The organism is Pseudomonas sp. B611 (assembly GCF_055407965.1).
Genome location: NZ_JBUZST010000007.1, coordinates 137,863 through 163,175, shown reverse-complemented (window position 1 = coordinate 163,175; position 25,313 = coordinate 137,863). Strand labels below are relative to the sequence as shown.

The 25,313-nt window shown below is 61.0% G+C and carries 19 protein-coding genes and 4 tRNA genes; 2 read left to right on the top strand and 21 right to left on the bottom strand.

Annotated elements, in window-relative coordinates; genetic code table 11:
• Positions 1-43 precede the first annotated feature (43 nt).
• The 9 genes from ACZRMO_RS17550 to leuC form a co-directional block, all read right to left on the bottom strand.
• Complete coding sequence (locus ACZRMO_RS17550) at positions 44-664, bottom strand: phosphoribosylanthranilate isomerase (protein ID WP_463973643.1); 621 nt, start codon at positions 662-664, stop codon at positions 44-46.
• Positions 665-727: 63 nt separating this feature from the next.
• Positions 728-1,552, bottom strand: coding sequence for a tRNA pseudouridine(38-40) synthase TruA (gene truA / locus ACZRMO_RS17545; protein WP_017737855.1), 825 nt, complete (start codon positions 1,550-1,552; stop codon positions 728-730).
• A gap of 349 nt (positions 1,553-1,901) precedes the next feature.
• A complete protein-coding gene (locus ACZRMO_RS17540) occupies positions 1,902-4,460 on the bottom strand; it encodes a FimV/HubP family polar landmark protein (RefSeq protein ID WP_463973642.1) in 2,559 nt (852 codons plus the stop codon).
• Between the two features lie 162 nt (positions 4,461-4,622).
• Complete coding sequence (locus ACZRMO_RS17535; protein WP_463973641.1) at positions 4,623-5,633, bottom strand: aspartate-semialdehyde dehydrogenase; 1,011 nt, start codon at positions 5,631-5,633, stop codon at positions 4,623-4,625.
• 231 nt (positions 5,634-5,864) lie between these two features.
• A complete protein-coding gene (asd, locus tag ACZRMO_RS17530; protein ID WP_159958745.1) occupies positions 5,865-6,977 on the bottom strand; it encodes an aspartate-semialdehyde dehydrogenase in 1,113 nt (370 codons plus the stop codon).
• Positions 6,978-7,041: 64 nt separating this feature from the next.
• Entirely contained in the window at positions 7,042-8,124 is a 1,083-nt protein-coding gene (leuB, locus tag ACZRMO_RS17525; RefSeq protein WP_017737859.1) for a 3-isopropylmalate dehydrogenase, read from the bottom strand.
• 53 nt (positions 8,125-8,177) lie between these two features.
• Complete coding sequence (locus tag ACZRMO_RS17520; RefSeq protein WP_463973640.1) at positions 8,178-8,942, bottom strand: class I SAM-dependent methyltransferase; 765 nt, start codon at positions 8,940-8,942, stop codon at positions 8,178-8,180.
• Positions 8,943-9,086: 144 nt separating this feature from the next.
• Positions 9,087-9,731, bottom strand: coding sequence for a 3-isopropylmalate dehydratase small subunit (leuD, locus tag ACZRMO_RS17515; RefSeq protein WP_463973639.1), 645 nt, complete (start codon positions 9,729-9,731; stop codon positions 9,087-9,089).
• Positions 9,732-9,741: 10 nt separating this feature from the next.
• Entirely contained in the window at positions 9,742-11,160 is a 1,419-nt protein-coding gene (leuC, locus tag ACZRMO_RS17510) for a 3-isopropylmalate dehydratase large subunit (RefSeq protein WP_463973638.1), read from the bottom strand.
• 140 nt (positions 11,161-11,300) lie between these two features.
• Here leuC and ACZRMO_RS17505 point away from each other — a divergent pair, with 140 nt between their 5' ends.
• A complete protein-coding gene (locus ACZRMO_RS17505) occupies positions 11,301-12,191 on the top strand; it encodes a LysR family transcriptional regulator (protein ID WP_463973637.1) in 891 nt (296 codons plus the stop codon).
• A gap of 66 nt (positions 12,192-12,257) precedes the next feature.
• Positions 12,258-15,536, top strand: a complete 3,279-nt coding sequence (locus ACZRMO_RS17500; RefSeq protein WP_463973636.1) for a sensor domain-containing protein — start codon at positions 12,258-12,260, stop codon at positions 15,534-15,536.
• A 3-nt stretch (positions 15,537-15,539) separates the two neighbouring features.
• Here the strand turns inward: ACZRMO_RS17500 and ACZRMO_RS17495 are convergent, their stop codons facing one another.
• From ACZRMO_RS17495 to gltX, 12 genes are all read right to left on the bottom strand, one after another.
• Complete coding sequence (locus ACZRMO_RS17495) at positions 15,540-16,838, bottom strand: hypothetical protein (RefSeq protein WP_463973635.1); 1,299 nt, start codon at positions 16,836-16,838, stop codon at positions 15,540-15,542.
• Positions 16,839-16,935: 97 nt separating this feature from the next.
• A complete protein-coding gene (locus ACZRMO_RS17490; RefSeq protein WP_463973729.1) occupies positions 16,936-17,760 on the bottom strand; it encodes a hypothetical protein in 825 nt (274 codons plus the stop codon).
• Between the two features lie 219 nt (positions 17,761-17,979).
• Positions 17,980-19,533: a hypothetical protein gene (locus tag ACZRMO_RS17485; RefSeq protein WP_463973634.1), complete on the bottom strand. Its 1,554-nt coding sequence runs from the start codon at positions 19,531-19,533 to the stop codon at positions 17,980-17,982.
• Between the two features lie 424 nt (positions 19,534-19,957).
• A complete protein-coding gene (locus tag ACZRMO_RS17480) occupies positions 19,958-20,926 on the bottom strand; it encodes a tRNA dihydrouridine synthase (protein ID WP_463973633.1) in 969 nt (322 codons plus the stop codon).
• A gap of 55 nt (positions 20,927-20,981) precedes the next feature.
• Positions 20,982-21,416, bottom strand: coding sequence for an acyl-CoA thioesterase (locus tag ACZRMO_RS17475; RefSeq protein WP_463973632.1), 435 nt, complete (start codon positions 21,414-21,416; stop codon positions 20,982-20,984).
• 38 nt (positions 21,417-21,454) lie between these two features.
• Complete coding sequence (locus ACZRMO_RS17470) at positions 21,455-22,288, bottom strand: alpha/beta fold hydrolase (protein WP_463973631.1); 834 nt, start codon at positions 22,286-22,288, stop codon at positions 21,455-21,457.
• Positions 22,289-22,303: 15 nt separating this feature from the next.
• Complete coding sequence (locus ACZRMO_RS17465; RefSeq protein WP_463973630.1) at positions 22,304-22,843, bottom strand: TetR/AcrR family transcriptional regulator; 540 nt, start codon at positions 22,841-22,843, stop codon at positions 22,304-22,306.
• Positions 22,844-23,026: 183 nt separating this feature from the next.
• Positions 23,027-23,102, bottom strand: a tRNA-Glu gene (locus ACZRMO_RS17460).
• An 81-nt stretch (positions 23,103-23,183) separates the two neighbouring features.
• A tRNA-Ala gene (locus ACZRMO_RS17455) sits at positions 23,184-23,259 on the bottom strand.
• Positions 23,260-23,309: 50 nt separating this feature from the next.
• A tRNA-Glu gene (locus tag ACZRMO_RS17450) sits at positions 23,310-23,385 on the bottom strand.
• A gap of 78 nt (positions 23,386-23,463) precedes the next feature.
• Positions 23,464-23,539 (bottom strand) — tRNA-Ala (locus tag ACZRMO_RS17445).
• A gap of 147 nt (positions 23,540-23,686) precedes the next feature.
• The gene (gene gltX / locus ACZRMO_RS17440) at positions 23,687-25,168 is read right to left on the bottom strand and encodes a glutamate--tRNA ligase (RefSeq protein ID WP_017737872.1); all 1,482 of its coding nucleotides are present in this window, start codon (positions 25,166-25,168) and stop codon (positions 23,687-23,689) included.
• Positions 25,169-25,313: the final 145 nt, after the last annotated feature.

The following is a 25,313-nucleotide window of genomic DNA, read 5'->3' as shown; positions in this document are numbered from 1 at the left end:
TTTTACACAGTGGTAGTTATGGACGGCGGCAGACTGCCAGCCGTCACATCCCGCGCACAGCCTGCATGAATGCGCGAATCTTGCTGTGATCCTTGATGCCCTTGCCCTGCTCCACCCCACCGCTGACGTCCACCGCATACGGGCGCACTTGCCCGATGGCTGCCGCGACATTCACGGGATTGAGCCCACCCGCCAGGATGATCGGCTTGCTCAGCCCTTCGGGGATCAGCGTCCAGTCGAACGCCTCGCCCGTACCACCGGGGACGCCTTCGACGTAAGTGTCCAGCAAGATCCCGCGAGCACCCGTATAGGCAGCGCACGCGGCGGCGATATCGTCCCCGGCCTTGACCCGCAACGCCTTGATATACGGGCGCTGGTAGCTTTCGCATTCGTCAGGGCTTTCGTCGCCATGGAACTGCAGCATATCCAGCGGTACGGCATCCAGGGTTTCGTTGAGTTCGCAGCGGCTGGCGTTGACGAACAAGCCCACGGTGGTGACGAACGGCGGCAGCGCAGCGATGATCGCCCGCGCCTGCAACACATTCACCGCCCGTGGGCTCTTGGCATAAAACACGAAACCGATGGCATCCGCCCCCGCCTCGACTGCCGCCAGCGCGTCTTCTATGCGGGTAATCCCGCAAATCTTGCTGCGAACGGCTGGCATGTCGTGGAAACCTCAGGGTTGGGCCGAGAAAGTCCCGGATGGTAACAAAAGCTTTTCCGGGCGTCAGCCGCCAAGTTCGCTGAAACCTGTGAGGAAGTGTGGCCCGATGAAACGTTCCGGCAGCTCGAACTCGTCGCGGTACTCCACGTCCACCAGGTACAGGCCAAAGGGATGGGCTGTGACACCGCCCGTACGGCGAACACGGCTTTCCAGCACTTCCTTGGCCCACTCCACCGGGCGCTCGCCGGTGCCTATGGTCATCAGCACGCCGGCAATATTGCGCACCATATGATGCAGGAACGCACCGGCGCGAATATCCAGCACGATCATCTTGCCGTGGCGCGTCACCCGCAGGTGGTGGACTTCCTTGATCGGCGACTTGGCCTGGCACTGGCCGGCGCGAAATGCGCTGAAGTCATGCACGCCAACCAGATGCTGCGCGGCCTCGGCCATGCGCTCGGCGTCGAGTGGGCGGTGGTTCCAGGTAATCTCTTCGTTGAGGTGCGCCGGGCGGATCTGATCGTTGTAGATCACATAACGATAACGCCGGGCGATAGCCTTGAAGCGCGCATGAAAGTGCGCCGGCATGACCTTGGCCCAACTGACACTGACATCATGGGGCAAGTTGATATTAGCGCCCATCACCCACGCCTTCATCGTGCGCTCGGCCTGGGTGTCGAAGTGCACCACCTGGCCACAGGCATGCACGCCGGCGTCGGTACGCCCGGCGCACATCAGCGAAACCGGCGAATCAGCGACTTTCGACAGGGCCTTTTCCAGGGTTTCCTGCACCGTCAGCACGCCCGATGCCTGGCGCTGCCAGCCGCGATAGCGCGAACCTTTGTATTCCACGCCCAGGGCGATGCGGTAAAAGCCTGCGGCCGCCATTTCGGCGGCCGCGTTATCTATATTTGCCAAGAACTGAGAGCCTGATGAGTTGCGCAAAGGCGGCCATTATAGAGGTGGCCGCCCAAATGTGGGAGCTGGCTTGCTGTGGCGAGGGAGCTTGCTCCCGCTGGAGTGCGAAGCGCTCCCAAGATTTTGGGGCCGCTACGCAGCCCAGCGGGAGCAAGCTCCCTCGCCACAGCAAGCCCGCTCCCACAGGGGATTGGGTTTGCAAGCCAGTTCAGGTTTGCCCCCATCAAACTGTGGGAGCTGGCTTGCCTGCAATGGCGGCGGTTCAGCTGCATCTGTGTTAACTGGCGGGCGAGCCCAACCAGTGGACTATCGCCGCCTTTTAAATACGGCCGAGCATTTCCTTGGCTTCGCCGCGCTGGGACTCATCACCTTCGGTGAGCACTTCAGACAGGATATCCCGCGCACCATCCGCATCGCCCATGTCGATATAGGCCTGGGCCAAGTCCAGCTTGGTCGCCACCTCATCGGTGCCCGACAGGAAGTCGAATTCCGGCTCATCCCCCCCCAGCGCCGCGTCTTCTGCGGTAAAGGACGGTTCGATGGACGGATGCTCCAGGCTCTGGGACAGACGGTCCAGCTCGGCATTGACGTCGTCCAGCTCGGACGCGAACGCGTCAGGCTTGGCAGCTGTCTCTGGCTCATCGGCCAGGGACAGGTCGAAGTCTTCCGGCAGGTCGAAGTCATCCAGCGCAGCAGGCGTCAGGGTTGGCGGCTCGACCGCAGGTACATCCTGCATCTGCGCTTCAAGACCGGACAGGAAATCGTCATCGGGCTGCGCAGACGCCGGGGCATCCAATTGCAGGTCCAGGTCGAAGTCCGGCAGGTCGTCCGGGCTGGCTGTCGCTTCAACTTGTTGCTGCAACGCGGATTCGAAACTCAGCACATCTTCAGGATTGACCTCGGCAGGCGATGCAGCCTCCAGATCATCCAGACTCAGGTCGAAATCAGTGTCGAAGCTCTCTGGCTCAGGCGCCGGCGCTGCTGGCTTGTCTTCCAGCAGGTCCTTGACGTATTGCGCATCCAAGGCAGCGGCGGCCACTGCGGCGCTCACGCCCGCCGCCAGTACGGCCATCGCCGGGAAACGCGACTTCAGCAGCTCGACCTGGGCATGGTTGTCACCATTGGCCACCAGTTGGCGCTCCTGGGTGACGAAGCCATCCTTGTCGTTTTGCAGGCCGTAGACTTCCATCAGCTTCAAGCGCAGGTCGCCGCGCTTGGGCTCTTGCTTGATCGCTTGCTCCAACACATCGGCGGCCTGGTTCAGGTGGCCGCGATCGAGAAGGGATTGCGCCTGGGCCAACGCATCATTGGCGCTGGCCGGAGCCACGGCCACCGCCAGCGGTGCGAGCACCGAGGCAACAGTCGGCACCACGACGGCCGGCTCAACCACTGGAGCCGGTGCTGGAGCTGCCGCCAGCTTGACGCTCGGCGCCGGCACTTCCAGGCCTTCGAAGCTATCCGGTGGCAGGTCCTGGTCGAGGTTAGAGGTGAACTCCGGCTCTTCGGCCAGGGCACGGGCCATGCGCAGGTGTTTTTCTTCCTCACGACGGGCGTTGCGATGACGCAGCACCAGCAGCAGTAACAACAACGCCACCAGGGCAGCGGCGCCACCCACCACGCCGAGGACCACCGGGTTGGTCAGCAGCTCATTGAATTTGCCATCGGTACTGGCCGGGGCCGCTTCAGGCTTGATCGGCTCCGGGGCCGTCGGCGCAGGCGTGGCTGCCGGTGCTGCAGGCGCAGATGGAGCTGCGGGAGCTGCCGCCGCCGGATCACCGGCCAACTGCGCGGGAATCACCGCAGGCACTGCCGCCGGGTCGCCTTTTTCAGCTTGCAGGCGCGCCAGTTGATCGTTCTTCAGTTGAATCAGTTTTTGCAGCTTGTCCAACTGGCTTTGCAGGTCTGCTGCACGGCTTTTCAGCTCAGCGTTATCACGGCGAGTGGTGTCCAGTTCTTCCTGGGTCATCGCCAGCTTGTCGCTCAGGGCCCGGCCATCAGCGGCCTTGCCCTTCGCGCCCTGCTTGGCAGACTCAGCCGAGACCAGGCTCAAGTTGTCCTTGGCGTTGGTGCTCGACGGCGCATTGCCCGCTTGGGTGCGCTTGGTGGCATCCAGTTGCTGCTTGCCTGCGACCTGGTTGGTCGCCGCGCGACGGCCCTGGCGCCAGGCGGTATTTTGCGCCGTCACTTCGGCAATCGCCTCGGGTTGCGGTAGCGCGGTGCTTTGTACGGTGTCCGGCAGGCGCAGGACCTGGCCGGTTTTCAGGCGGTTGATGTTGCCGTCGATAAAGGCATCGGGGTTAAGTGCCTGGATCGCCAGCATGGTCTGCTGGATCGAGCCGCCATTGCGATTCTTCGCGGCAATTTCCCACAAGGTGTCGCGGGAAGTGGTGGTGTGCTGCGCCGCTTTGCTCGCGGCAGGCGCGGGACTGGCCGGCGCCGACACACGCGGCGCAGGTGCTGTTGCGACCGGCTGGTCAAACTTGGCCGGGTCCAGCAGCACGCTGTAGTCGCGCATCAGGCGGCCGTTGGGCCACTGCACCTGCAACAGGAAACGTACGTAGGAATCAGGCAACGGCTTGCTGGAGGTGACGCGCACCACACTGCGACCGCTTGGATTGATCACCGGCGTAAACACCAGGTCATTCAAAAACGCTTGGCGATCGACGCCCGCATCCACAAACGCCTGGGACGAAGCCAGGCTCGGCGTGATCTCGGAAGCGGTGAGGCCGCCGACATCGAGCAATTCGATTTCCACCGACAACGGCTGGTTCAACTGCGACTTGAGGGTCATTTCCCCCAGTTGCAGCGCCTGCGCCATACCGGAGGACAGCGCCGAGGCGGCCGCTATTGCTAACACCAGTTTGCGAACTTGAACCATAGCCTCATCCTTTGTTTGAACACTCCCCGGCCTGCGAGAAGGTTGGTAACCGCTGCCATTAGGCATGGCGAGCCGATAGGTCACCGACGCGCAACTTTTCCAGCTTGGGGCCAAGCATAGCGCCTGGTTAGAATCAATCTACAAATTGCCGCCAAGTATCTTTTACGCAAGGTCTTTTATCAACAACTGCGCCAGCTGTACGGCATTCAGTGCAGCGCCTTTGCGTACGTTATCTGACGTCAACCACAGATTTAGTTCCGCCGGATCGTCCACTCCGGCGCGAACCCGTCCTACGTACACAACGTCTTGTCCTACTGCATCGCCAACGGCGGTCGGGTAATCCCCCTCCTCCACCCGCTCTACACCCGGCGCTGCGTCGAGTACTCGGTTAACGGCGGCAAGATCGACCGGCGCGGCCAGTTGCAAAGACACAGTCAAGCTATCGCCAAAAAACACCGGGGCTTGAACGCAAGTTGCGGAAATCTTTAGTAAAGGAGATTCCAGCACAGCGCGCAGTTCGTGTACGAGACGTTTCTCCAAGGCTGTATGACCTTGGGCATCTGGCGTACCGACTTGTGCCAGCAAGTTAAAGGCCATCTGCCGATCAAAAAATGTCGGCTCCAGCGGGCGCACATTCAACAGCTCGGCAGTTTGTCGCGCCAGCTCGCTCACGGCTTCGCGCCCCTGGGCAGATACCGCCAGGTTGGCGGTAACGCTCACGCGCTGGATATCCAGCAAGCCGCGCAAAGGCGCCAGGACCACCGCCAGGTTGGTGGCAGACGGGCTTGGGCTGGCGAGCTGGAAAGGTTTTTTCAGGCCGTTCAATACGTGCGCATTCGCTTCCGGCACCACCGGCGGCGCCTGCTCAGCCGGCAAGGCGCCCGACAGGTCGATCACCGCACAACCGGCCGCCGTAGCGCGGGGCGCGAAACTCAAGGTCACTGCCGGCCCCGCGGCAAAAAATGCCAGTTGCACCTTTTTAAAGTCGAACTCGTCAACTTCCTTGACCCGCAGGTTCTTGCCGCGAAACGGCACCGAGGCACCGGCCGAGTTGTTGCCGGCCAGCAGATACAGGGTGCCCACTGGAAAATCCAGCTCTTCGAGGATCTGCACCAGGGTTTCACCGACGGTGCCGGTGGCGCCGATCACGGCGATTTCAAAGGTCTGGGTCATGGGGGCTGCCTCGGGCATTGCGGGGGGAGCGGCACTTTACCGGGTGGCGGGGTAATTGGGCCAGTTTTTGTGGTGGGGCTGAGGGCCTCATCGCGGGCAAGCCAGCTCCCACATTTTGATTTGTGAATACATTCAAGTGTGGGAGCTGGCTTGCCTGCGATGACCCTCTCAAGAACAACAAAAAACCCGCGCCTGTCACCAGTCGCGGGTTCTCTGTATTGCCTCAAGCGATCAACGCTCCAGCAAGATCCGCAGCATGCGACGCAGCGGTTCAGCCGCGCCCCACAACAGTTGGTCGCCAACCGTGAACGCACCGAGGAACTGGCTGCCCATGTTCAGCTTGCGCAGACGGCCCACCGGTACATTCAGGGTGCCGGTGACCTTCGTCGGGCTCAGCTCCTGCATGCTGATGTCGCGGTTGTTCGGCACCAGCTTGACCCACGGGTTGTGCGAGCTGATCAACGATTCGATATCGGCGATCGGCACGTCCTTGTTCAGCTTGATGGTCAGCGCCTGGCTGTGGCAGCGCATGGCGCCGATGCGCACGCAGATGCCGTCCACCGGGATGGGGCTCTTGAAGCGACCGAGGATCTTGTTGGTCTCGGCCTGGGCCTTCCACTCTTCGCGGCTCTGGCCGTTCGGCAGCTCTTTGTCGATCCACGGGATCAGGCTACCGGCCAATGGCACGCCGAAGTTCTCGGTCGGGTACGCATCGCTGCGCATGGCTTCGGCCACACGACGGTCGATGTCGAGGATCGCGCTGGCCGGGTCGGCCAGTTGATCGGCGACGGCGGCGTGGGTCGCGCCCATCTGCTTGATCAGCTCACGCATGTTCTGCGCGCCAGCACCGGAGGCCGCCTGATACGTCATGGCGCTCATCCACTCCACCAGGCCGGCTTCGAACAAGCCACCCAGGCCCATCAGCATCAGGCTGACGGTGCAGTTGCCGCCGACATAGTTCTTGGTGCCGGCATCCAGCTGCTGGTCGATGACCTTGCGGTTCACCGGGTCGAGGATGATCACGGCATCGTCCTGCATGCGCAGGCTCGATGCAGCGTCGATCCAGTAACCCTGCCAGCCCGCTTCACGCAGCTTGGGGAAGACTTCACTGGTGTAGTCGCCACCCTGACAGGTCACGATCACGTCGAGGGTCTTCAACTCTTCAATGCTGTAGGCGTCCTTGAGCGGGGCAATATCCTTGCCCACGGACGGCCCTTGGCCACCAACGTTCGAAGTGGTGAAAAACACCGGCTCAATAAGATCGAAATCCTGCTCTTCCAGCATCCGCTGCATGAGCACGGAACCGACCATACCGCGCCAACCGATCAGACCTACACGTTTCATCGCAACTACACCTTGTTAAAAAGTGGGCCGCCTTGCAGCAACAACTGCAAGCGGGCCCGAGAGATTACAGATTCCGCAGCGCGGCGACTACTGCGTCGCCCATTTCTTGCGTCCCTACCTTGGTGCAACCCTGCGACCAGATGTCGCCGGTGCGCAAGCCCTGGTCCAGCACCAGGCTCACGGCTTGCTCGATGGCATCGGCCGCGTCGCTCAGGTTGAAGCTGTAACGCAGCATCATCGACACCGACAGAATCGTCGCCAGCGGGTTGGCAATGCCTTGGCCCGCGATGTCCGGCGCCGAACCGTGGCAAGGCTCGTACATGCCCTTGTTGTTGGTGTCCAGGGACGCCGACGGCAGCATGCCGATGGAGCCGGTGAGCATCGACGCCTGGTCGGACAGGATGTCGCCGAACAGGTTGTCGGTGACGATCACGTCGAACTGCTTCGGTGCACGCACCAACTGCATGGCGGCGTTATCGACGTACATGTGGCTCAGTTCAACGTCCGGGTAGTCCTTGGCCACTTCTTCGACGATTTCGCGCCACAGTTGGCTGGAGGCCAGCACGTTGGCTTTATCCACCGAGCAGACCTTCTTGCCACGCACGCGGGCCATGTCGAAACCAACACGGGCAATACGGCGGATTTCACTCTCGCTGTACGGCAGTGTGTCGTAGGCCTGGCGCTCGCCGTTTTCCAGCTCGCGCACGCCCCGTGGCGAGCCGAAGTAGATACCGCCGGTCAGCTCACGCACGATGAGGATGTCGAGGCCCGCGACCACTTCCGGCTTGAGGCTCGATGCGTCGGCCAGTTGCGGGTAGAGGATCGCCGGGCGCAGGTTGCCGAACAGGCCCAGTTGGGCGCGGATTTTCAGCAGGCCGCGCTCAGGGCGGATGTCACGTTCGATCTTGTCCCACTTCGGGCCACCCACGGCGCCGAGCAGTACGGCGTCGGCTGCGCGGGCGCGGTCCAGGGTTTCGTCAGCCAGCGGTACGCCGTGCTTATCGATGGCCGCGCCGCCGATCACGTCGTGGCTCAGCTCGAAGCCCAGGCTGTACTTGCTGTTGGCGAGTTCCAGGACCTTGACCGCTTCGGCCATGATTTCCGGACCAATACCGTCGCCAGGGAGAATCAGAATCTGCTTGCTCATGCGTTCCTCATTTCATCAAGCGACCCGCCCGTGGGCAGGTCGGGAAAAATCAATCAGCGTTCGGCGAAGACCACCAGCACGTCGGTGCTGAAGGTGCCGTCGGCTTGAATTTCGTAGTAGTCGCGCACTTCCTGGCCCATCGCCTGTTGCAGCGCAAGGATCGCAGCGCGCAACACTTCGGGTGTGCGCATGCGCTCGACCCACGAGCTGTACTCCAGACGCAGGCGCTGACGGCTGCTGGTGCGTACGTGCAAACCGGACTCGCTGAGCTGTTGCATCCACTCGGCGGCGGAGTAGTCGCGCACATGGCTGGTGTCGCGCAGCACTTCGACGGTTTGCAGGTAAGTGTCCAACAACGGGCTGCCCGGTGACAAGACGTCGACAAAGGCCGCCACGCCGCCCGGCTTGAGCACGCGGCGCACTTCACGCAAGGCCAGGCCGAGGTCGCTCCAGTGGTGGGCCGAGTAGCGGCTGAACACGAAGTCGAACTCGCCATCGGCGAACGGCAGGCGTTCGGCGGCGCCGTGGACGGTGCGGATGTTGCCCAGGCCACGGTCGCTGGCAGCGGTTGCGACCACATCGAGCATTTGTTGGGACAGGTCGTAGGCCACCACTTCTTTAACCAGTGGCGCGACGTGAAAACTGACATGACCTGCGCCGCAACCCAAGTCCAGCAGTCGTGCACTGCCCTGCCCGGCCAGCTCGGCCTGGAGCAGCGCGAATTCGGTGCCTTGGGCGTGCACGGCACTGCTCAGGTAGGCCGAGGCTTGCTCGCCGAATTGTTTTTGCACGACTTGGGTGTGGGCGGTGCTGGTCATGGTGGTTTTCCTTGGGTTTTGGGGTGCTTGTACGGGCGCTATCGCAGGCAAGCCAGCTCCCACAGTTGACCGAGTCGTTCAGGAGAACACCGATCAATGTGGGAGCGGGCTTGCCCGCGATAGGGCCCGCACGGTTACCGCCAATCAGGCATCGCGAAACAACCAAGGCTGACTCGCCCGGTGCTTGGCCTCAAACGCCGCAATCGCATCCCCGTCCTGCAAGGTCAGGCCGATATCGTCCAGCCCGTTGATCAGGCAATGCTTACGGAACGCATCCACCTCAAAGTGATACACCTTGCCATCCGGGCGCGTCACGGTTTGCGCTGCCAGATCGACGGTCAACTGGTAGCCCACATCGGCTTCCACCTGCTTGAACAACTCGTCGACTTCTGCGTCGGTCAAGATGATCGGCAACAAGCCGTTCTTGAAGCTGTTGTTGAAGAAGATGTCGGCATAGCTCGGCGCGATGATGCTGCGAAAGCCATATTCTTCCAGGGCCCACGGCGCGTGTTCACGGCTGGAGCCGCAACCGAAGTTCTCGCGGGCGAGCAATACGCTGGCGCCTTGGTAGCGGTCGGCGTTGAGCACGAAGTCCTTGTTCAGCGGGCGCTTGGAGTTGTCCTGGTAGGCGTAGCCCACGTCCAGGTAGCGCCACTCGTCGAACAGGTTCGGGCCGAAACCGGTGCGCTTGATCGACTTCAAGAACTGCTTGGGGATGATCTGGTCGGTGTCCACGTTGGCACGGTCCAACGGCGCGACTAAACCTGTGTGTTGTGTAAAAGCACGCATCGGGTATTCCTCAGATCAATTCGCGAACGTCGATGAAACGACCGTTGACGGCAGCCGCAGCGGCCATGGCCGGGCTGACCAGGTGGGTACGCCCACCGGCACCCTGGCGCCCTTCGAAGTTACGGTTGGAGGTGGACGCGCAATGCTCGCCCGACTCCAGGCGGTCCGGGTTCATCGCCAGGCACATCGAGCAGCCCGGCTCGCGCCATTCAAAACCGGCCTCGAGGAAGATTTTGTCCAGGCCTTCGGCCTCGGCTTGCGCTTTGACCAGGCCCGAGCCCGGGACCACGATGGCCTGCTTGATGGTCGAAGCCACCTTGCGGCCCTTGGCGATCACCGCCGCAGCGCGCAGATCTTCGATCCGCGAGTTGGTGCAGGAACCGATGAACACGCGATCCAACTGGATGTCGGTGATCGCCTGGTTGGCCTGCAAGCCCATGTACTTCAAGGCGCGCTCGATGGAACCGCGCTTGACCAGGTCGGTTTCCTTGGCCGGGTCCGGTACGTTCTGGTCAACAGCCAGGACCATTTCCGGCGACGTGCCCCAGCTGACTTGCGGCTTGATCTGGGCAGCGTCGAGCTCAACCACAGTGTCGAACACCGCGTCGGCGTCGGAGACCAGGTCTTTCCAGGCTTCGACCGCGGCATCCCAATCGGCACCGGTCGGTGCAAAAGGACGACCCTTGACGTATTCAACGGTCTTTTCGTCCGCCGCCACCATGCCCACGCGGGCACCGGCTTCGATGGACATGTTGCAGATGGTCATGCGGCCTTCGATGGACAGGTCGCGAATCGCACTGCCGGCGAACTCGATGGCGTGGCCGTTACCGCCGGCGGTGCCGATCTTGCCGATCACAGCAAGGACGATGTCCTTGGCGGTCACGCCGAACGGCAATTGGCCTTCGACCTTGACCAACATGTTCTTCATTTTCTTGGCGACCAGGCACTGGGTGGCGAACACATGCTCCACCTCGGAGGTGCCGATGCCGTGGGCCAAGGCGCCGAAGGCACCGTGGGTCGAGGTGTGGGAGTCGCCGCAGACCACGGTCATGCCCGGCAAGGTTGCACCCTGCTCCGGGCCGATCACGTGGACGATCCCTTGACGCACGTCATTCATCTTGAATTCGGTGATGCCATATTCGTCGCAGTAGTCGTCGAGGGTCTGCACCTGCAAGCGCGACACGGTGTCGACGATGGCGTCGATGCCGCCTTTGCGCTCAGGAGTCGTTGGTACGTTGTGGTCCGGGGTGGCGATGATGGAATCGACGCGCCAAGGCTTGCGCCCAGCCAGTCGCAGGCCTTCGAACGCTTGGGGCGAGGTCACTTCATGGATGATGTGACGGTCGATATAGATCAGCGACGAGCCATCGTCGCGCCGTTTCACTTCATGGGAATCCCAAAGCTTGTCGTAAAGCGTTTTGCCGGCCATCAGTCGGTCCTCATCATCGGTCTTTCTATGCCCTGGGCATTTCAATAACCCTTTGGCTTGTGAGGCTGATGGTATGGCGCTACATTAAATAACTCAAATTCATATTTTTTATGCTTTGGATTACCAACTGGAATACCACAATGGACCTGGCCAACCTCAACGCCTTTATTGCCATCGCCGAGACCGGCAGCTTCTCCGGCGCCGGTGAGCGCCTGCACCTGACCCAACCGGCCATCAGCAAACGCATCGCCGGCCTGGAGCAACAATTGAATGTGCGCCTGTTTGACCGCCTGGGCCGCGAAGTCGGCCTGACCGAAGCCGGACGGGCCCTGCTGCCACGCGCTTATCAGATCCTCAACGTGCTGGACGACACCCGCCGCGCCCTGACCAACCTCACCGGCGAAGTCAGCGGGCGCCTGACCCTGGCCACCAGTCACCACATCGGCCTGCACCGCCTGCCGCCCATATTGCGTACCTTCACCCGGGAATACCCGAACGTGGCGCTGGATATTCAGTTCCTGGACTCGGAAGTGGCCTACGAAGAAATCCTCCACGGCCGCGCCGAAGTGGCGGTGATCACCTTGGCGCCCGAGCCCCACCACCTGGTACGCGCCACCCCGGTATGGGATGACCCGCTGGATTTTGTCGTGGCCCCCGAGCACAGCCTGATCAGCAACGGCCACGTCAGCCTGGCCGATATTGCCGGCCACCCGGCGGTTTTCCCCGGCGGCAACACCTTTACACATCATATTGTCAGCCGATTGTTCGAAGCCCAGGGCCTCACGCCGAATATCGCGATGAGCACTAACTACCTGGAAACTATCAAGATGATGGTGTCCATCGGCCTGGCCTGGAGCGTTTTGCCGCGCACTATGCTCGATGATCAGGTGGCAAGTATCGCTTTGCCAGGCATACAACTCAGTCGCCAGCTAGGCTATATCGTGCACACCGAAAGGACGCTGTCGAACGCTGCGCGGGCTTTCATGAGCCTATTGGATGCACAGGTCGATCTGCCAGGGATACCGGCATGAAGCTGTGCGGCCTCAAGGTTTACGTAAAACCGCGCCTTACGCCCATCGAGCCAAGGCCCTTTGATAATGCGCAACCCTGTCGATTCCGTGCCACCGTTGCCCCGCATCTACGCCCTTGACCCCCAAGAGGCGGAACAAAGTTGGGACAGTGCGCCGCAATTGCTGGCCGCCCTGAATGCGGCTCGGCTGGGCGCATGGTGCTGGGAAATCGACACGGGAAAAATCAGCTGGTCACGGGGCACCCAGGCGCTGTTCGGCTTCGATCCCCGCGCGCCCCTACCCAAGGACCTGGATTACCTCGACCTGCTCGCCCCGGCTGACCGCGCCAAAGTCGTGCGTGCCTTCCATGCGGTGCTGGCGGGCGAGCCGTTTGAACAGGCGATGCGCCACCGCATCCAGTGGCCCGACGGCACCTTCCATTGGCTGGAAATCAACGGCAGCCTGGCGCCGGACAAGAGCGGGCGCCGCCGAATGATCGGGGTGATCCGTGAGATCACCCACCAGCGTGAGCGGGAAAACGCCCTCGGCCATTCCGAAAAGCGCTTCGCCACGCTGTTTCACCTGTGCCCGAACATGGTGCTGCTGACCCGCCAGGCCGACGGCCTGATCAGCGAAGCCAACCAGTATTTCGAGATCCACTTCGGCTGGCCAGTCGCCGATATCATCGGCCGTACCACCCTGGACCTCGGCCTGTGGCGCCACCCCGAACAACGCGCGCAACTGGTCAAGGCCACCCAGCGCAAGGGCGAACCCATCACCATGGACGTGCAGTTCTGCGCCAGCAACGGCCAGATCCACGATGGTACCCTCAGTGCGCAGAAGGTCGAGCTGGACGGCGAGGCGTACCTGATCAGCACCTTTCTCGACACCACCGAGCGCAAGAACGCCGAACAAGCCCTCAAGGACAGCCAGGAACGCCTGGACCTGGCCCTGGACTCCGCGCAATTGGGCACTTGGGACTGGCACATCCCCACCGGCATGCTCTACGGCTCGGCTCGCGCCGCGCAACTGCACGGCCTGCCGCCCGAGCCGTTCCACGAATCCTTCGATGCGTTTTTCGAGGGCATGTCCGATGAAGACCGCGAAGGCATGCGCAACGCCTACCGCAGCCTGCGCGAAGGCCCGGACGGCAACTACCAGCTGACCTACCGCGTGCTGGGCGAAGACGGCAGCCCGCGCTACCTGGAAAGCCGTGCACGCCTCTATCGCGATGAGGCCGGCAAGCCGCTGCGCATGGCCGGCACCTTGCTGGACATCACTGATCAGGTCGAACGCGAACAACGCCTGAGCGCCTCCGAAGAGAAATTCGCCAGCCTGTTCCAGGCCAGCCCCGACCCCATCTGTGTCACCGCCCTGGACAGCGGTATGTTTATCGAGATCAACCCGGCCTTTACCCAGACCTTTGGCTGGACTGCCGCCGAAGTCATCGACAAGAGCGCCGAGCAGATCGGCCTGTGGGACGATTCCAGCAAGCGCCTGCAACGTATCGAGCGCGTGATTCGCGAACAGTCATTGAGCAATGTGGCCATCGTGGTCCACCACAAGGACGGCCAGAGCCTGACCTGCGTGATCTCCAGCCGATTGATCAAGGTCAGCGACCAGCCGTGCATCGTCACCACCCTGCGCGATATTACCCAGCAGCAACGCTCGGAAGCGGCGCTCAAGGCCAGCGAAGAAAAATTCGCCAAGGCGTTCCATTCCAGCCCTGATGCGATCTCCATTACCGAGCGCGACACTGGCCGTTATGTGGAGGTCAACGACGGTTTCTGCCGCTTGACCGGCTATCGCGCCGAAGAGGCCATCGGGCTCACGCTGTACCAGATCGGCATCTGGGCCGACGAGAACCAGCGTGCCGCACTGCTCGCCGAGTTGCAGATCAAGGGCCGCATCCATCACCTGGAAATGCTCTGGCACAACAAACGCGGGGACGTGCTGGCGGTGGAAGTCTCGGTCGAACCGATTACCCTCAATGAAATGCCCTGCCTGCTGCTGACGGCCCGTGATGTCAGCCTGCTGAAAAACGCCCAGGCGCAGATCCGCCACCTGGCGTATCACGACCCACTGACCAACCTGCCCAACCGCGCCTTGCTGATGGACCGCCTGAGCCAGCAGATCGCCCTGCTCAAGCGCCACAACCTGCGCGGTGCGCTGCTGTTCCTCGACCTCGACCACTTCAAGCACATCAACGATTCCCTCGGCCACCCGGTGGGCGATACCGTGCTGAAAATCGTCACCGCCCGCCTGGAAGCCAGCGTGCGCATGGAAGACACCGTGGCGCGCCTGGGCGGCGATGAGTTTGTGGTGCTGCTCAGCGGGCTGGATGGCACCCGCAACGAAGTCAGCAACCAGGTGCAGGAACTGGCCGACACCCTGCGTGAATTGCTCTCGGAGCCGATGTTCCTCGACGGTCATCGCTTGCAGGTCACGCCGAGCATCGGCGTGGCACTGATACCCGACCACGGCTCTACCCCGGCCGACCTGCTCAAGCGTGCCGACATCGCCCTGTACCGCGCCAAGGACTCCGGGCGCAACACCACGCAGATGTTTCACAACAGCATGCAGAAAACCGCCAGCGAACGCCTGCGCATGGAGACCGACCTGCGCCTGGCCTTGTCCCGCGGTGAATTCAGCGTGCATTACCAACCTCAAGTGGATGCACGCGGCAACCAGATCATCGGCGCCGAAGCCTTGGTGCGCTGGCAGCATCCGCAGTTGGGGGCGCAATCGCCCACGGAATTTATCAAGGTATTGGAGGACAGCGGACTGATCCTGGAGGTGGGCACCTGGATCCTCGACGAGGCCTGCGCGGCGTTCCAGCAATTGATTGCGGACGGCCTGATCGACCCGCTCAAGTTCAGCCTGTGCGTCAACATCAGCCCCCGACAGTTCCGCCAGAACGACTTCGTCGAGCGGGTGGAGCGCAGCCTCAATCACCACGACCTGCCCTACAGCCTGCTGAAACTGGAAATTACCGAAGGCATCGTGATCCAGAACCTGGACGACACCGTGGCCAAGATGCGCCGCCTGAAGAAACTCGGCGTCAGCTTTGCGATGGACGATTTTGGTACCGGCTATTCGTCGCTGACCTACCTCAAACGCCTGCCGGTGGATGCGCTGAAGATCGACCAGTCGTTTGTGCGCGATGCGACCCACGACCCCAACGACGCGGAAATCATCCGCGCCATTGTGGCCATGGCCCGCAGCTTGAACCTGGAAGTGATTGCCGAAGGCGTAGAGACCCCGGAGCAACTGGCGTTCCTGCAAATGCTGGGGTGCCATGTGTTCCAGGGCTATTTGCACAGCCGGCCGTTGCCGATCGAGCAATTCAGGCAACTGCTCAGCTAGCTGTCACACTAACTTCAAAGCGCGCAACCCGCTGCTCATCCAGCGTGAGGATCCCAGGTCATGCTTTACCCCATAGAGGTCGAGCCCCCCATTAACCACCACGACCGAGTGCCAGCTATCGGCCAGGGTGCCAATCGCGCCGGCAGCCAGTTCGCGGGCATCACTTTCGCGCACATACCCGAACACCCCCAGCCGGCGTAACGCCTCACCTGGCCATTCACCGTCGTTGAGCGTGTCCATGGCCACGTCGAATCCCTGGCTGCCTCGGAAATCGTTGTTCTCTAGTTGCGCACGCTTGGCGCTCACGGCATACAGGAAGTTGGCGTCGTCCAGAAGCGCCTGATCACTGCCGTGAAACAGGGACCCGCGCCTGGCCTTGCTCAGTTCGTCGTGACTCACTGACACCCTGACACCATCACGCATGATCACGTCATAACCTGTGGGCGTGGCGCCAACCTCTTTGTAGATGTCTGCGGGACTCTGCCCGAACCGCATCATGGCGGCCTTGATCGCCGATACCGTGACGCAATTACCCTGGGTGCCTTGATAGAAACCCGACCAGATATCCTTGGGTTTTGCGCCTGTTCGCTGGCTGGACTCGGCTGCATTGTCTCTGCGTTGCCAAGTCGCCTCAGGCACAGCGTTAGGATTAAACAGCCGATACCCGTACCCCTGGTCGACACGACGCTGGTCACCGTAGCTGTGCATTACACCATTGAGCACAAACCCACTCCCCCGGTTATGGGTCTCCAACACACCCGCAACAGCCTCGCCCACCATCTCTTGTGCAGATACATATTGCGACAGCCCGTACACCCCCATCCCCTGCAGACATCTGAGGCTTGTCTCACCCTCCAGGGTTTTTGCCAGGGCCGCCTCGAAACTGGGATATCCCCCGGCCACTTGCTTGCGCTTTACAAACGCCGCAAACACGAAATTGGCATTACTGACAGCCTCTGGATCTTCACCGTTGAAGCGCGACGCCAGGGATGCTTGCCGCAACTCGTCATGGGAGAATTGCACCTTGAACTCATCCTTCATGGTAACGGCATACCCACCGGCAACAGGCCTGACCTGGTCAAACAGATCCTGCGGCGTTTTACCAAAGGTCATCATCATCATTTTGATCACAGCGGCATGGGTGCTGCAGTCAAAGTTCTCGCCGAACCGCCGTTCGCTTGCGTTGAACGCGCGGAGGATGTCAGCGTTTTTTTTCCCCGCACCCGCTTGATCAACCACAGGCATGGTCTCAGGATTTAGCGGTGGCGCGTAAACAGAAGGGTTATACATAGAGGTATTCATACACTGGGTTCCTAGCACAAACAAAAACGGCTCCCGTAAAACGTGCAGCCAGGACTAACACTGGCTGCTTGATACGTTCCACACAGCCAAACGACGGTCAGATCAAGGCGACGGCATCCCCTCGCCTCGGTGCCCCGCCCTTGCGCCCCCACAACTCTTCACGACCATCAATCACCGCCACCGAGTGCCCCGTCCGGTTGCACATACCCACTTGGCCTCTGGCGAGCTCGCCTACCGATACCCGCTTCATATGCTTGGTCAGCCCAAGACGCTTGAACCCCTCGCCCGGCCCCGTCTCATCCTCACCATTGTTGAGGCTGCTAATCGCGGCGTTGTAGTTGCGGCCTGCCGTGCGGTCGTTGTTCTCCATCTGGGCCCGCTTGGCACTGACGGCGAATAAAAACTGCGCATCCTTGAGCATCTCTTTATCGGGCCCGACAAATTGTGCACCCCGTGCCCCTTGCTTCAATTCGAGCTCAGTCAGGGTGACTGAGTAGTTGTCCCGCATGACCACCCGGTACCCCTCGGCAATTTTTGTGACCTCCTTGTAAATGTCCGTAGGGCTTTGCCCAAACCGGTGCATGGCCGCCTTGATGGCAGACACCGTCACACAGTTGCCGTCGGGCCCCTGGCGGAAGCCGCCCCAGATATCCCTGGGTTTTGTTCCATTGCGCGCGCTCGACAGGCCTGGAATATTCGCCTCTGGCTTGGGCCGTGGTGGCACTGGCACAGGCACTGGTACTGGTACTGGTACTGGAGTGACCTGAGGGGCAACCTCAGGCTCAGGCTTGGGCGCAATATCAACGGTGCGTGAGTCTTTCTTTTCGCCCATCAAACCCGTCAGCTGATTAAAGAAAGCAGTAAACAGCGTCACCAGTTTATTGAGCATATCGGTATTACTATCAACAACGGCTGCATCCATTCTGATCGCGGCAGGCCGAGACTCATTGCGCGGCTCGAGAACATAATTACTTGCAACTAACGATTCAACCGGTACTACCCGACGCACGTCCACCACTGCTGCAATATTCTTAATTGAACCAATAGACATAACCCCCCCTACAAACAGATACCGCCCCAATCCAAACCAACTGGAGAAGTACCCGTTTAATATTTAGCTAACTAGAAGACACGATGTTATTTAGAGCGGGTTCCTCTTACGTGCACCTGAATACCAATCCCTGCGATCAAATCTGTCCTGCGCCGGTCCCGGGCTCGTCAAGTCAGGCTCAGGCTTGGGCAACGGGGTAGGCGGGGTAACTTTGGGAAGGGTCTCCGTTTCCGGTTTGACCCCCGGGGTTGGCACCGGTGTCACTGCAGGTAGAGTCGGCTTGTCAGACTTGGGTACCAACGCGGGTTGGGGATCGGCTTTCGGTACAACTGTAGCCACAGGCGGCGAAACCACTTCGGGCTTGGGCACGACACCAGGCGTCGTGTCGGGCTGCGGCACCACCCTGACCTGCGGCTGTGGGACCACAGCAGGTGTCGGGGTCACGTCAGGCTTGGGCACGACACCAGGCGTGGTGTCGGGCTGCGGCACCACCCTGACCTGCGGCTGTGGGACCACAGCAGGCGTCGGGGTCACGTCACGCTTGGGCAAGACACCAGGCGTGGTGTCGGGCTGCGGCACCACCCTGACCTGCGGCTGTGGAACCACAGCAGGCGTCGGGGTCACGTCAGGCTTGGGCAAGACACCAGGCGTGGTTTCGGGCTGCGGCACCACGCTGACCTGCGGCTGTGGAACCACAGCAGGCGTCGGGGTCACGTCAGGTTTGGGCACGACACCAGGCGTGGTGTCGGTTTGCGGCACGACCTCGGCTTTTGGGTCCTTACCAGGTATGGGCGGTAAAACAGTCAAGCCTGGTGTTGGCCATGGCTTGAGATCGCTGCCACGGCGAACGTGAGTGTCTGGGCAATGACAATTGTTGATATTGACCTCGACCTTGACTTGCGAAGCGGCGTCATTGGTCACGTTGACTTCTGGCTTGTGCACGTTCGACGCAACCGGAACGACAGAGGCAGGCGTAATGGAAATAGAAGGCAATTTGCCCGCCTCTGGCATCACCTTCGGCAAGGTACCGGCTTGCGGCATGCTTTGCGCTTCAGGCGTCAACTTGGGTGCAGTACTCGTGTCGGGCGCAACCTTGGGCACATCAGCAGATAAGGGCGCCACTTTTGGCAGTGTCCCTGCATCCGGCATCACCTTCGGCAAGGTACCGGCTTGCGGCATGCTCTGCGCTTCAGGCGTCAACTTGGGTGCAGTACTCGTGTCGGGTGTAACCTTGGGCACATCCACAGATAAGGGCGCCACTTTTGGCAGTGTCCCTGCATCCGGCGTCACCTTCGGCAAGGTACCGGCTTGCGGCATGCTCTGCGCTTCAGGCTTCAACTTGGGTGCAGTACTCGTGTCGGGTGCAACCTTCGGCAAATGCGTCATGTCGGCGGCTATATTTTTCCCCGCGAACATATCGCGCATTGCCTTGAAAACAGCTTCGAACATGTCAAACAACTTGGCGAATGCATTGGCATTCAGCATCACATCGCCCTGCGGCACCTGAGAACTGTCATGACGAAATGACGGGCGCCCCAAATGGGCAGTGGATGAAAATGCACCTTGATGGGGGGGCACAGCGGGTTGATTCAAGGCAGATGTATCAACGTTTACAGAAGGCTGATTGTTAACCGATAGAGACATTAGCATGGTCCTTTATTCAACGTGCCTGCTTCAAAAAAGCGGTCGAAGTTTTGATAGTTTCAAGTTGACGGAAACAACACTCATTGCTTCGCAGTCCCCACTTTCGTGGAGGGCGCCGTGATTGAGTTCCGATAATCGCAACTCATATAAGGAAACCAAACCAGCTTTTCGGATTTTTCCCCATGGCTTTTTTTGGAAAGCCTTAATTCAGGCTGCGCTGACGATACTTTCACAGACACACTCACTAATAAACCGCCGAGAAAGCAACTCACCGACACACTTCAAGAGCCAACTCACCGACCTAGTGTGATATCCCACGCGCATATAAATACCACCACCGTGTGCAGCCCCTAGTTCAAGCGCAAAAACGCAAAATGCCCCGAATCTTTCGATACGGGGCATTTTGTGAACCTCAGGACAGATCTTACGGCACGCTGTATTGTCCCGGATGGGCCATACCCAACAGGCGGCTGACCTGTTGCAAATCTGTTTCCCGGCGCATAGCAGTAAACAGCTCGACCGCCTCAGGGTAATTGCGCGTCAACATGGCCAGCCACTGCTTCAAGCGGCCTGGCGCCTGGCGCTCAGTGAGCTGGGCGACTGACTGGGTCCAGAACTCCTGGAGCATGGGCTGCATCTGCGCCCAAGTCATCTCCACCACTTCTTCGCCTGCACGCGCGGCTGCAATTTGCCGCGCCAAGTCAGGACGCGCCACCAGGCCGCGACCGAGCATGATGTCTTCGGCACCGCTGACTTCGCGGCAGCGCTTCCAGTCTTCAACACTCCAGATATCGCCATTGGCAAACACGGGCACCTTGACCACGTCCTGCACCCGCGGAATCCACTCCCAATGGGCCGGCGGCTTGTAGCCGTCGGTCTTGGTCCGCGCATGCACCACGATATGCGCCGCACCGCCTTCGGCCAGCGCCGTGGCGCAGACCAGCGCGCCGTCCGGGCTGTCGAAACCCAGGCGCATCTTGGCGGTGACCGGGATATGTGCAGGCACCGCACGCCGCACATGCTCGACGATCTGGTTGAGCAACTCCGGCTCCTTGAGCAGCACCGCGCCGCCCCGGGATTTGTTCACCGTCTTCGCCGGGCAGCCGAAGTTCAGATCGATCACCTCGGAGCCCAGCTCAGCGGCGAGCGCGGCGTTTTCCGCCAGGCACACCGGATCGGAGCCCAGCAACTGCACGCGCAACGGCACGCCCGCAGCGGTGTGGGCACCGTGCAGCAATTCAGGAGCGAGCTTGTGGAAATACGCCGGGGTGAGCAGGCGGTCGTTGACGCGGATGAACTCGGTCACGCACCAATCGATCCCGCCCACGCGGGTCAACACGTCCCGCAGGATGTTGTCGACCAACCCCTCCATGGGCGCCAAAGCAATTTGCATGGGAAACACTCAACAAAAATCGTCGCGCAGTTTACTGGGTTTCCTGCGGCAACCGTTAACCCCCTGTCAGGGCGGGGCCGTAACCGTCAAGAAACTCGGCGGGCATGCGCTTGGGCTTGCCGCTGGACAGTTCGATACAGACAAAGGTGGTTTGCGCCCGCAGCAAGGTCGCGCCGTCGCGGGGGCGGACCAGCTGGAAGCGCCGGGTCATTTTCAGGCGCTGGTCCCAGTCGACGATCCAGGTGGCCAGTTGCAGCTCGTCACCTTCGTAGCCGGCGGCGAGGTAGTCGATCTCGTGACGCACCACCGCCATGGCGCGGTCCAGGCGGCGGTACTCGGTGAGGTCCAGGCCCAGGCGCTGGGAATGGCGCCAGGCGCAACGCTCCAGCCAGGACACGTAGACGGCGTTATTGGCGTGGCCCAGGCCGTCGATGTCCTCGGCGCCGACCTGCAGGTCGATGATAAACGGCGTTGCCAAATCCCAGCCCATGCCTTGCTCCAGTCGATTGATCTCGGCCGGGCAGTGTATCAGGCGCTTTGTCGCGCCTGTAGACGACGGCCAGCCAGCAGCGCCAGCACGCCCTCGATCACCCGGGGATCGGCCAGCACTTTCTGGTGACCGCCCTGCTCCAGGCGCAGCAGGCGGCTGTCGAACCAGGCTTCGTGGATGGCTTGGGCGGCTTTGACGGGGACGAAGGTGTCGTCTTCGGCGTGCACGATCAGGCCGGGCATATTCATCTGATAGTGGGCAACGTCCAGATGCTTCAGCGGCATGCCGAAGGTCTGTTCAACCTCGTGGATAAACGCCGAACGGGCTCGTGCTGGCAACCCGACCATTTTGGTGAACCCACGCAGCACATCGAGGAAACGCGACGGCGCGGCGATACTCACCAGCGCTTCGGTGCGCAGCCCCAGTTGCACGGCCAGCATCGCACTGGCACCGCCCATGGAGTGCCCGACCACCGCATGCAGCGGCGGCAATTCGGCGGCCGCTTCCAGCATCGCCCGCGCGAACAGCAGCACATGCGCCTCACGCCCCGGCGAACGGCCATGGGCCGGACCATCCAGGGCGATCACCGAATAACCGTCATTGACCAGGGCAGTGATCAGGCTGGCGAACTGGGTTGGCCGCCCTTCCCAGCCGTGCATCAGCAACACCGCCGGCCCTTGGCCCCAGCGCAGGGCCGACAGGCCGAAACGCAAGGTGATGCGCTCGGACTGCGCCAGCAGCGGCAACTCCCAGTCGCGCGGTGGAAGATCTCGCGGGGTCATGAAGGCACGCCGCATCTTGTTGGCCACGGTGTGCGGCGCCAGATGCCCCAGGGCGCCGTTGAAGCGACGAATCCAGGTTAACGTGCCCATCCTTAGAGCCCTCTTCTAGCGCACGGCCGACTTGGCGGCGCGCAACACGCGGTCAGACAATTCACCTGGGCCCAGCGCACGCGCCAGGGCCAGGCCACCGATCATCAGCGCCATGTCGGCCAGGGCCTTGTCGGTGTCTTCGGGGCTGGCGGCCAGTTGGGCGGCCATCAGCTCGCAGTGTTCGTTCAGCGCTTGGCGGAACTCATCGGGCAAGCGGCTCATCTCGCCGACGGTCGCCGGGATCGGGCAGGCCTGAACGGTAGAGTCGCGATGTTTGCGCGACAGGTAGAACGCTGCCACAAGGCCTCGGCGCTCTTCACCCGTCAACAGTGCATCCATATCGTCAATGGCCGCACGACGCTTGCCCAGCAGTTCGGTGAACGCCTCCAGCATCAGCGCGTCCTTGCTTTCAAAATGCGCGTAGAAACCACCGACGGTCAGCCCCGCCGCGCCCATGACTTCACCGACACTCGGCTCTGCCGGGCCACGCTGGATCAACGCCGCGCTGGCAGCCTGCAAAATGCGTTCGCGGGTTTGCGCTTTTTTATCGCTCATCAAAGCCTCCGGTTCTCATGGGTTGAATATTATTACCATAATAATATTTGGCAAGCGACTAACACGACCATTGGTCTGAAGAGAAAACAGGAAGGGAAGAAAAGAATTGGCCAAACGCCAGACAAACAAAAGGGCCATTCAATAATTGAATGACCCTTAAAAATCCCGCAGAGCGGGTAATCGTGGCGTCCCCTAGGGGACTCGAACCCCTGTTACCGCCGTGAAAGGGCGGTGTCCTAGGCCACTAGACGAAGGGGACACAAACCTTCTGTACAACCGATCAGTGCTGAGAACTGATCTGATTCAAGGACGGTGTGGCCGGAACCTTGAACCTGTAAATTGGTGGAGCTAAACGGGATCGAACCGTTGACCTCTTGCATGCCATGCAAGCGCTCTCCCAGCTGAGCTATAGCCCCGGATTTTTCGCCTCGCGGCGCAGCAGACCTTTCGAGCTGCTTGTTGAAACTGGCGTCCCCTAGGGGACTCGAACCCCTGTTACCGCCGTGAAAGGGCGGTGTCCTAGGCCACTAGACGAAGGGGACAAAACCTTCTGTACAACTGATCAGCGCTGAGAACTGATCGATTCAAGGACGGTGTGGCCAGACCTTGAACCTGTAAATTGGTGGAGCTAAACGGGATCGAACCGTTGACCTCTTGCATGCCATGCAAGCGCTCTCCCAGCTGAGCTATAGCCCCTCATCGGTGAGGACGGGGCGAATCTTAATGGCGCTTTGGAAGTGTGTCAAATTTATTTTCAACATTTTCCAAAGTTTTTTGCCGGGATAACAATCACTTACCGGCGAAACCCCGGAAAACCGGGGTTTCGCCGTTGCAGCAGGCTGATTAAGCGATAGCGCCCAACAGCTTTTCCCACTCTTTGTTTTCTTTCTTCGAGACACCACCAAGCAAATCAAGGGCTTGGCGCAGACGGAAACGGGTGAGGTCCGGGCCGAGAATTTCCATCGCGTCCAGCACCGACACCGAACTGGCCTGCCCGGTGATCGCGGCAAACATCAGCGGCATGGCATCGCGCAGCTTCAATTCCAGGGATTCAACCACGGCCTGGATCGTTGCGGTGATCGCATCCTTCTCCCACTGACGCAGGCTTTCCAGTTTCCACAGGATCAACTGCATCAACTGGCGCACCTGGTCGCCCGAGAGTTTCTTGGACTCGAACAGCTTGGCATCCGGGTTCACGCCCCCGGCAAAGAAGAAGCTGGCCAACGGCGCGACCTGGCTGAATGTCTCCACCCTGCCCTGCACCAGCGGCGCGATCTTCATCATGTATTCAGGGTTCAGTGCCCACTGCTGCACACGGCTGGCGAACTCTTCCACCGGCAGGTCACGCAGCCATTGGCCGTTGAGCCACGACAGTTTCTCGATATCGAAGATAGGCCCGCCCAGGGAAACGCGGGACAGGTCAAAGTTGTCGACCATTTCCTGCAACGAGAATTTCTCGCGCTCGTCCGGCATCGACCAGCCCATGCGGCCCAGGTAGTTGAGCATCGCTTCCGGCATAAAGCCCATGCGCTCGTAGAACGTCACCGAGGTCGGGTTCTTGCGCTTGGACAGCTTGCTCTTGTCCGGGTTACGCAACAGCGGCATGTAGCACAGCTGCGGTTGTTCCCAGCCGAAGTATTCGTAGAGCAGGATCAGCTTCGGCGCCGATGGCAGCCATTCTTCGCCGCGCAGCACGTGGGTGATGCCCATCAGGTGGTCGTCGACCACGTTGGCCAGGAAGTACGTCGGCAGGCCGTCGGTCTTCATCAGCACTTGCATGTCCATGCGATCCCACGGGATCTCGACGTCACCGCGCAGCATGTCCGGCACCACGCACACGCCTTCGCTCGGCACTTTCATGCGGATCACGTGAGGCTCGCCCGCCGCCAGGCGCTGCGCCACTTCTTCCTTGGACAGCAGCAGCGCGCGGCCATCGTAACGCGGGGTTTCGCCCCGGGCCTGTTGCTCGGCGCGCATCTGGTCGAGTTCTTCTGCGGTGCAGAAGCATGGGAACGCATGGCCCATGTCGACCAGTTGCTGGGTGTATTGCTTGTAGATGTCGCTGCGCTCGCTCTGGCGATATGGGCCGTGCGGGCCGCCGACGTCCGGGCCTTCGGCCCAGGTAATGCCCAACCAGCGCAGGGCATCGAAAATCTGCTGCTCCGACTCACGGGTCGAGCGCACCTGGTCGGTGTCTTCGATCCGCAAGATGAATTCACCACCGTGCTGCTTGGCAAAGCAGTAGTTGAACAAGGCGATGTAGGCAGTGCCGACGTGGGGATCCCCAGTAGGCGATGGCGCGATGCGCGTGCGGACGGTGGTCATGGCGGGTCTCGAATGGGCGATAAAACTAGAATTGAAACAAGGGGCGAATGGTAACAGCCCTCGGTACTTGGGCTCCAGCACCCACCCTATCGAGCATGGCATTTAGGCCAAGCTTCGGTCTCAACGCCAGTCATGGCTATTGGAC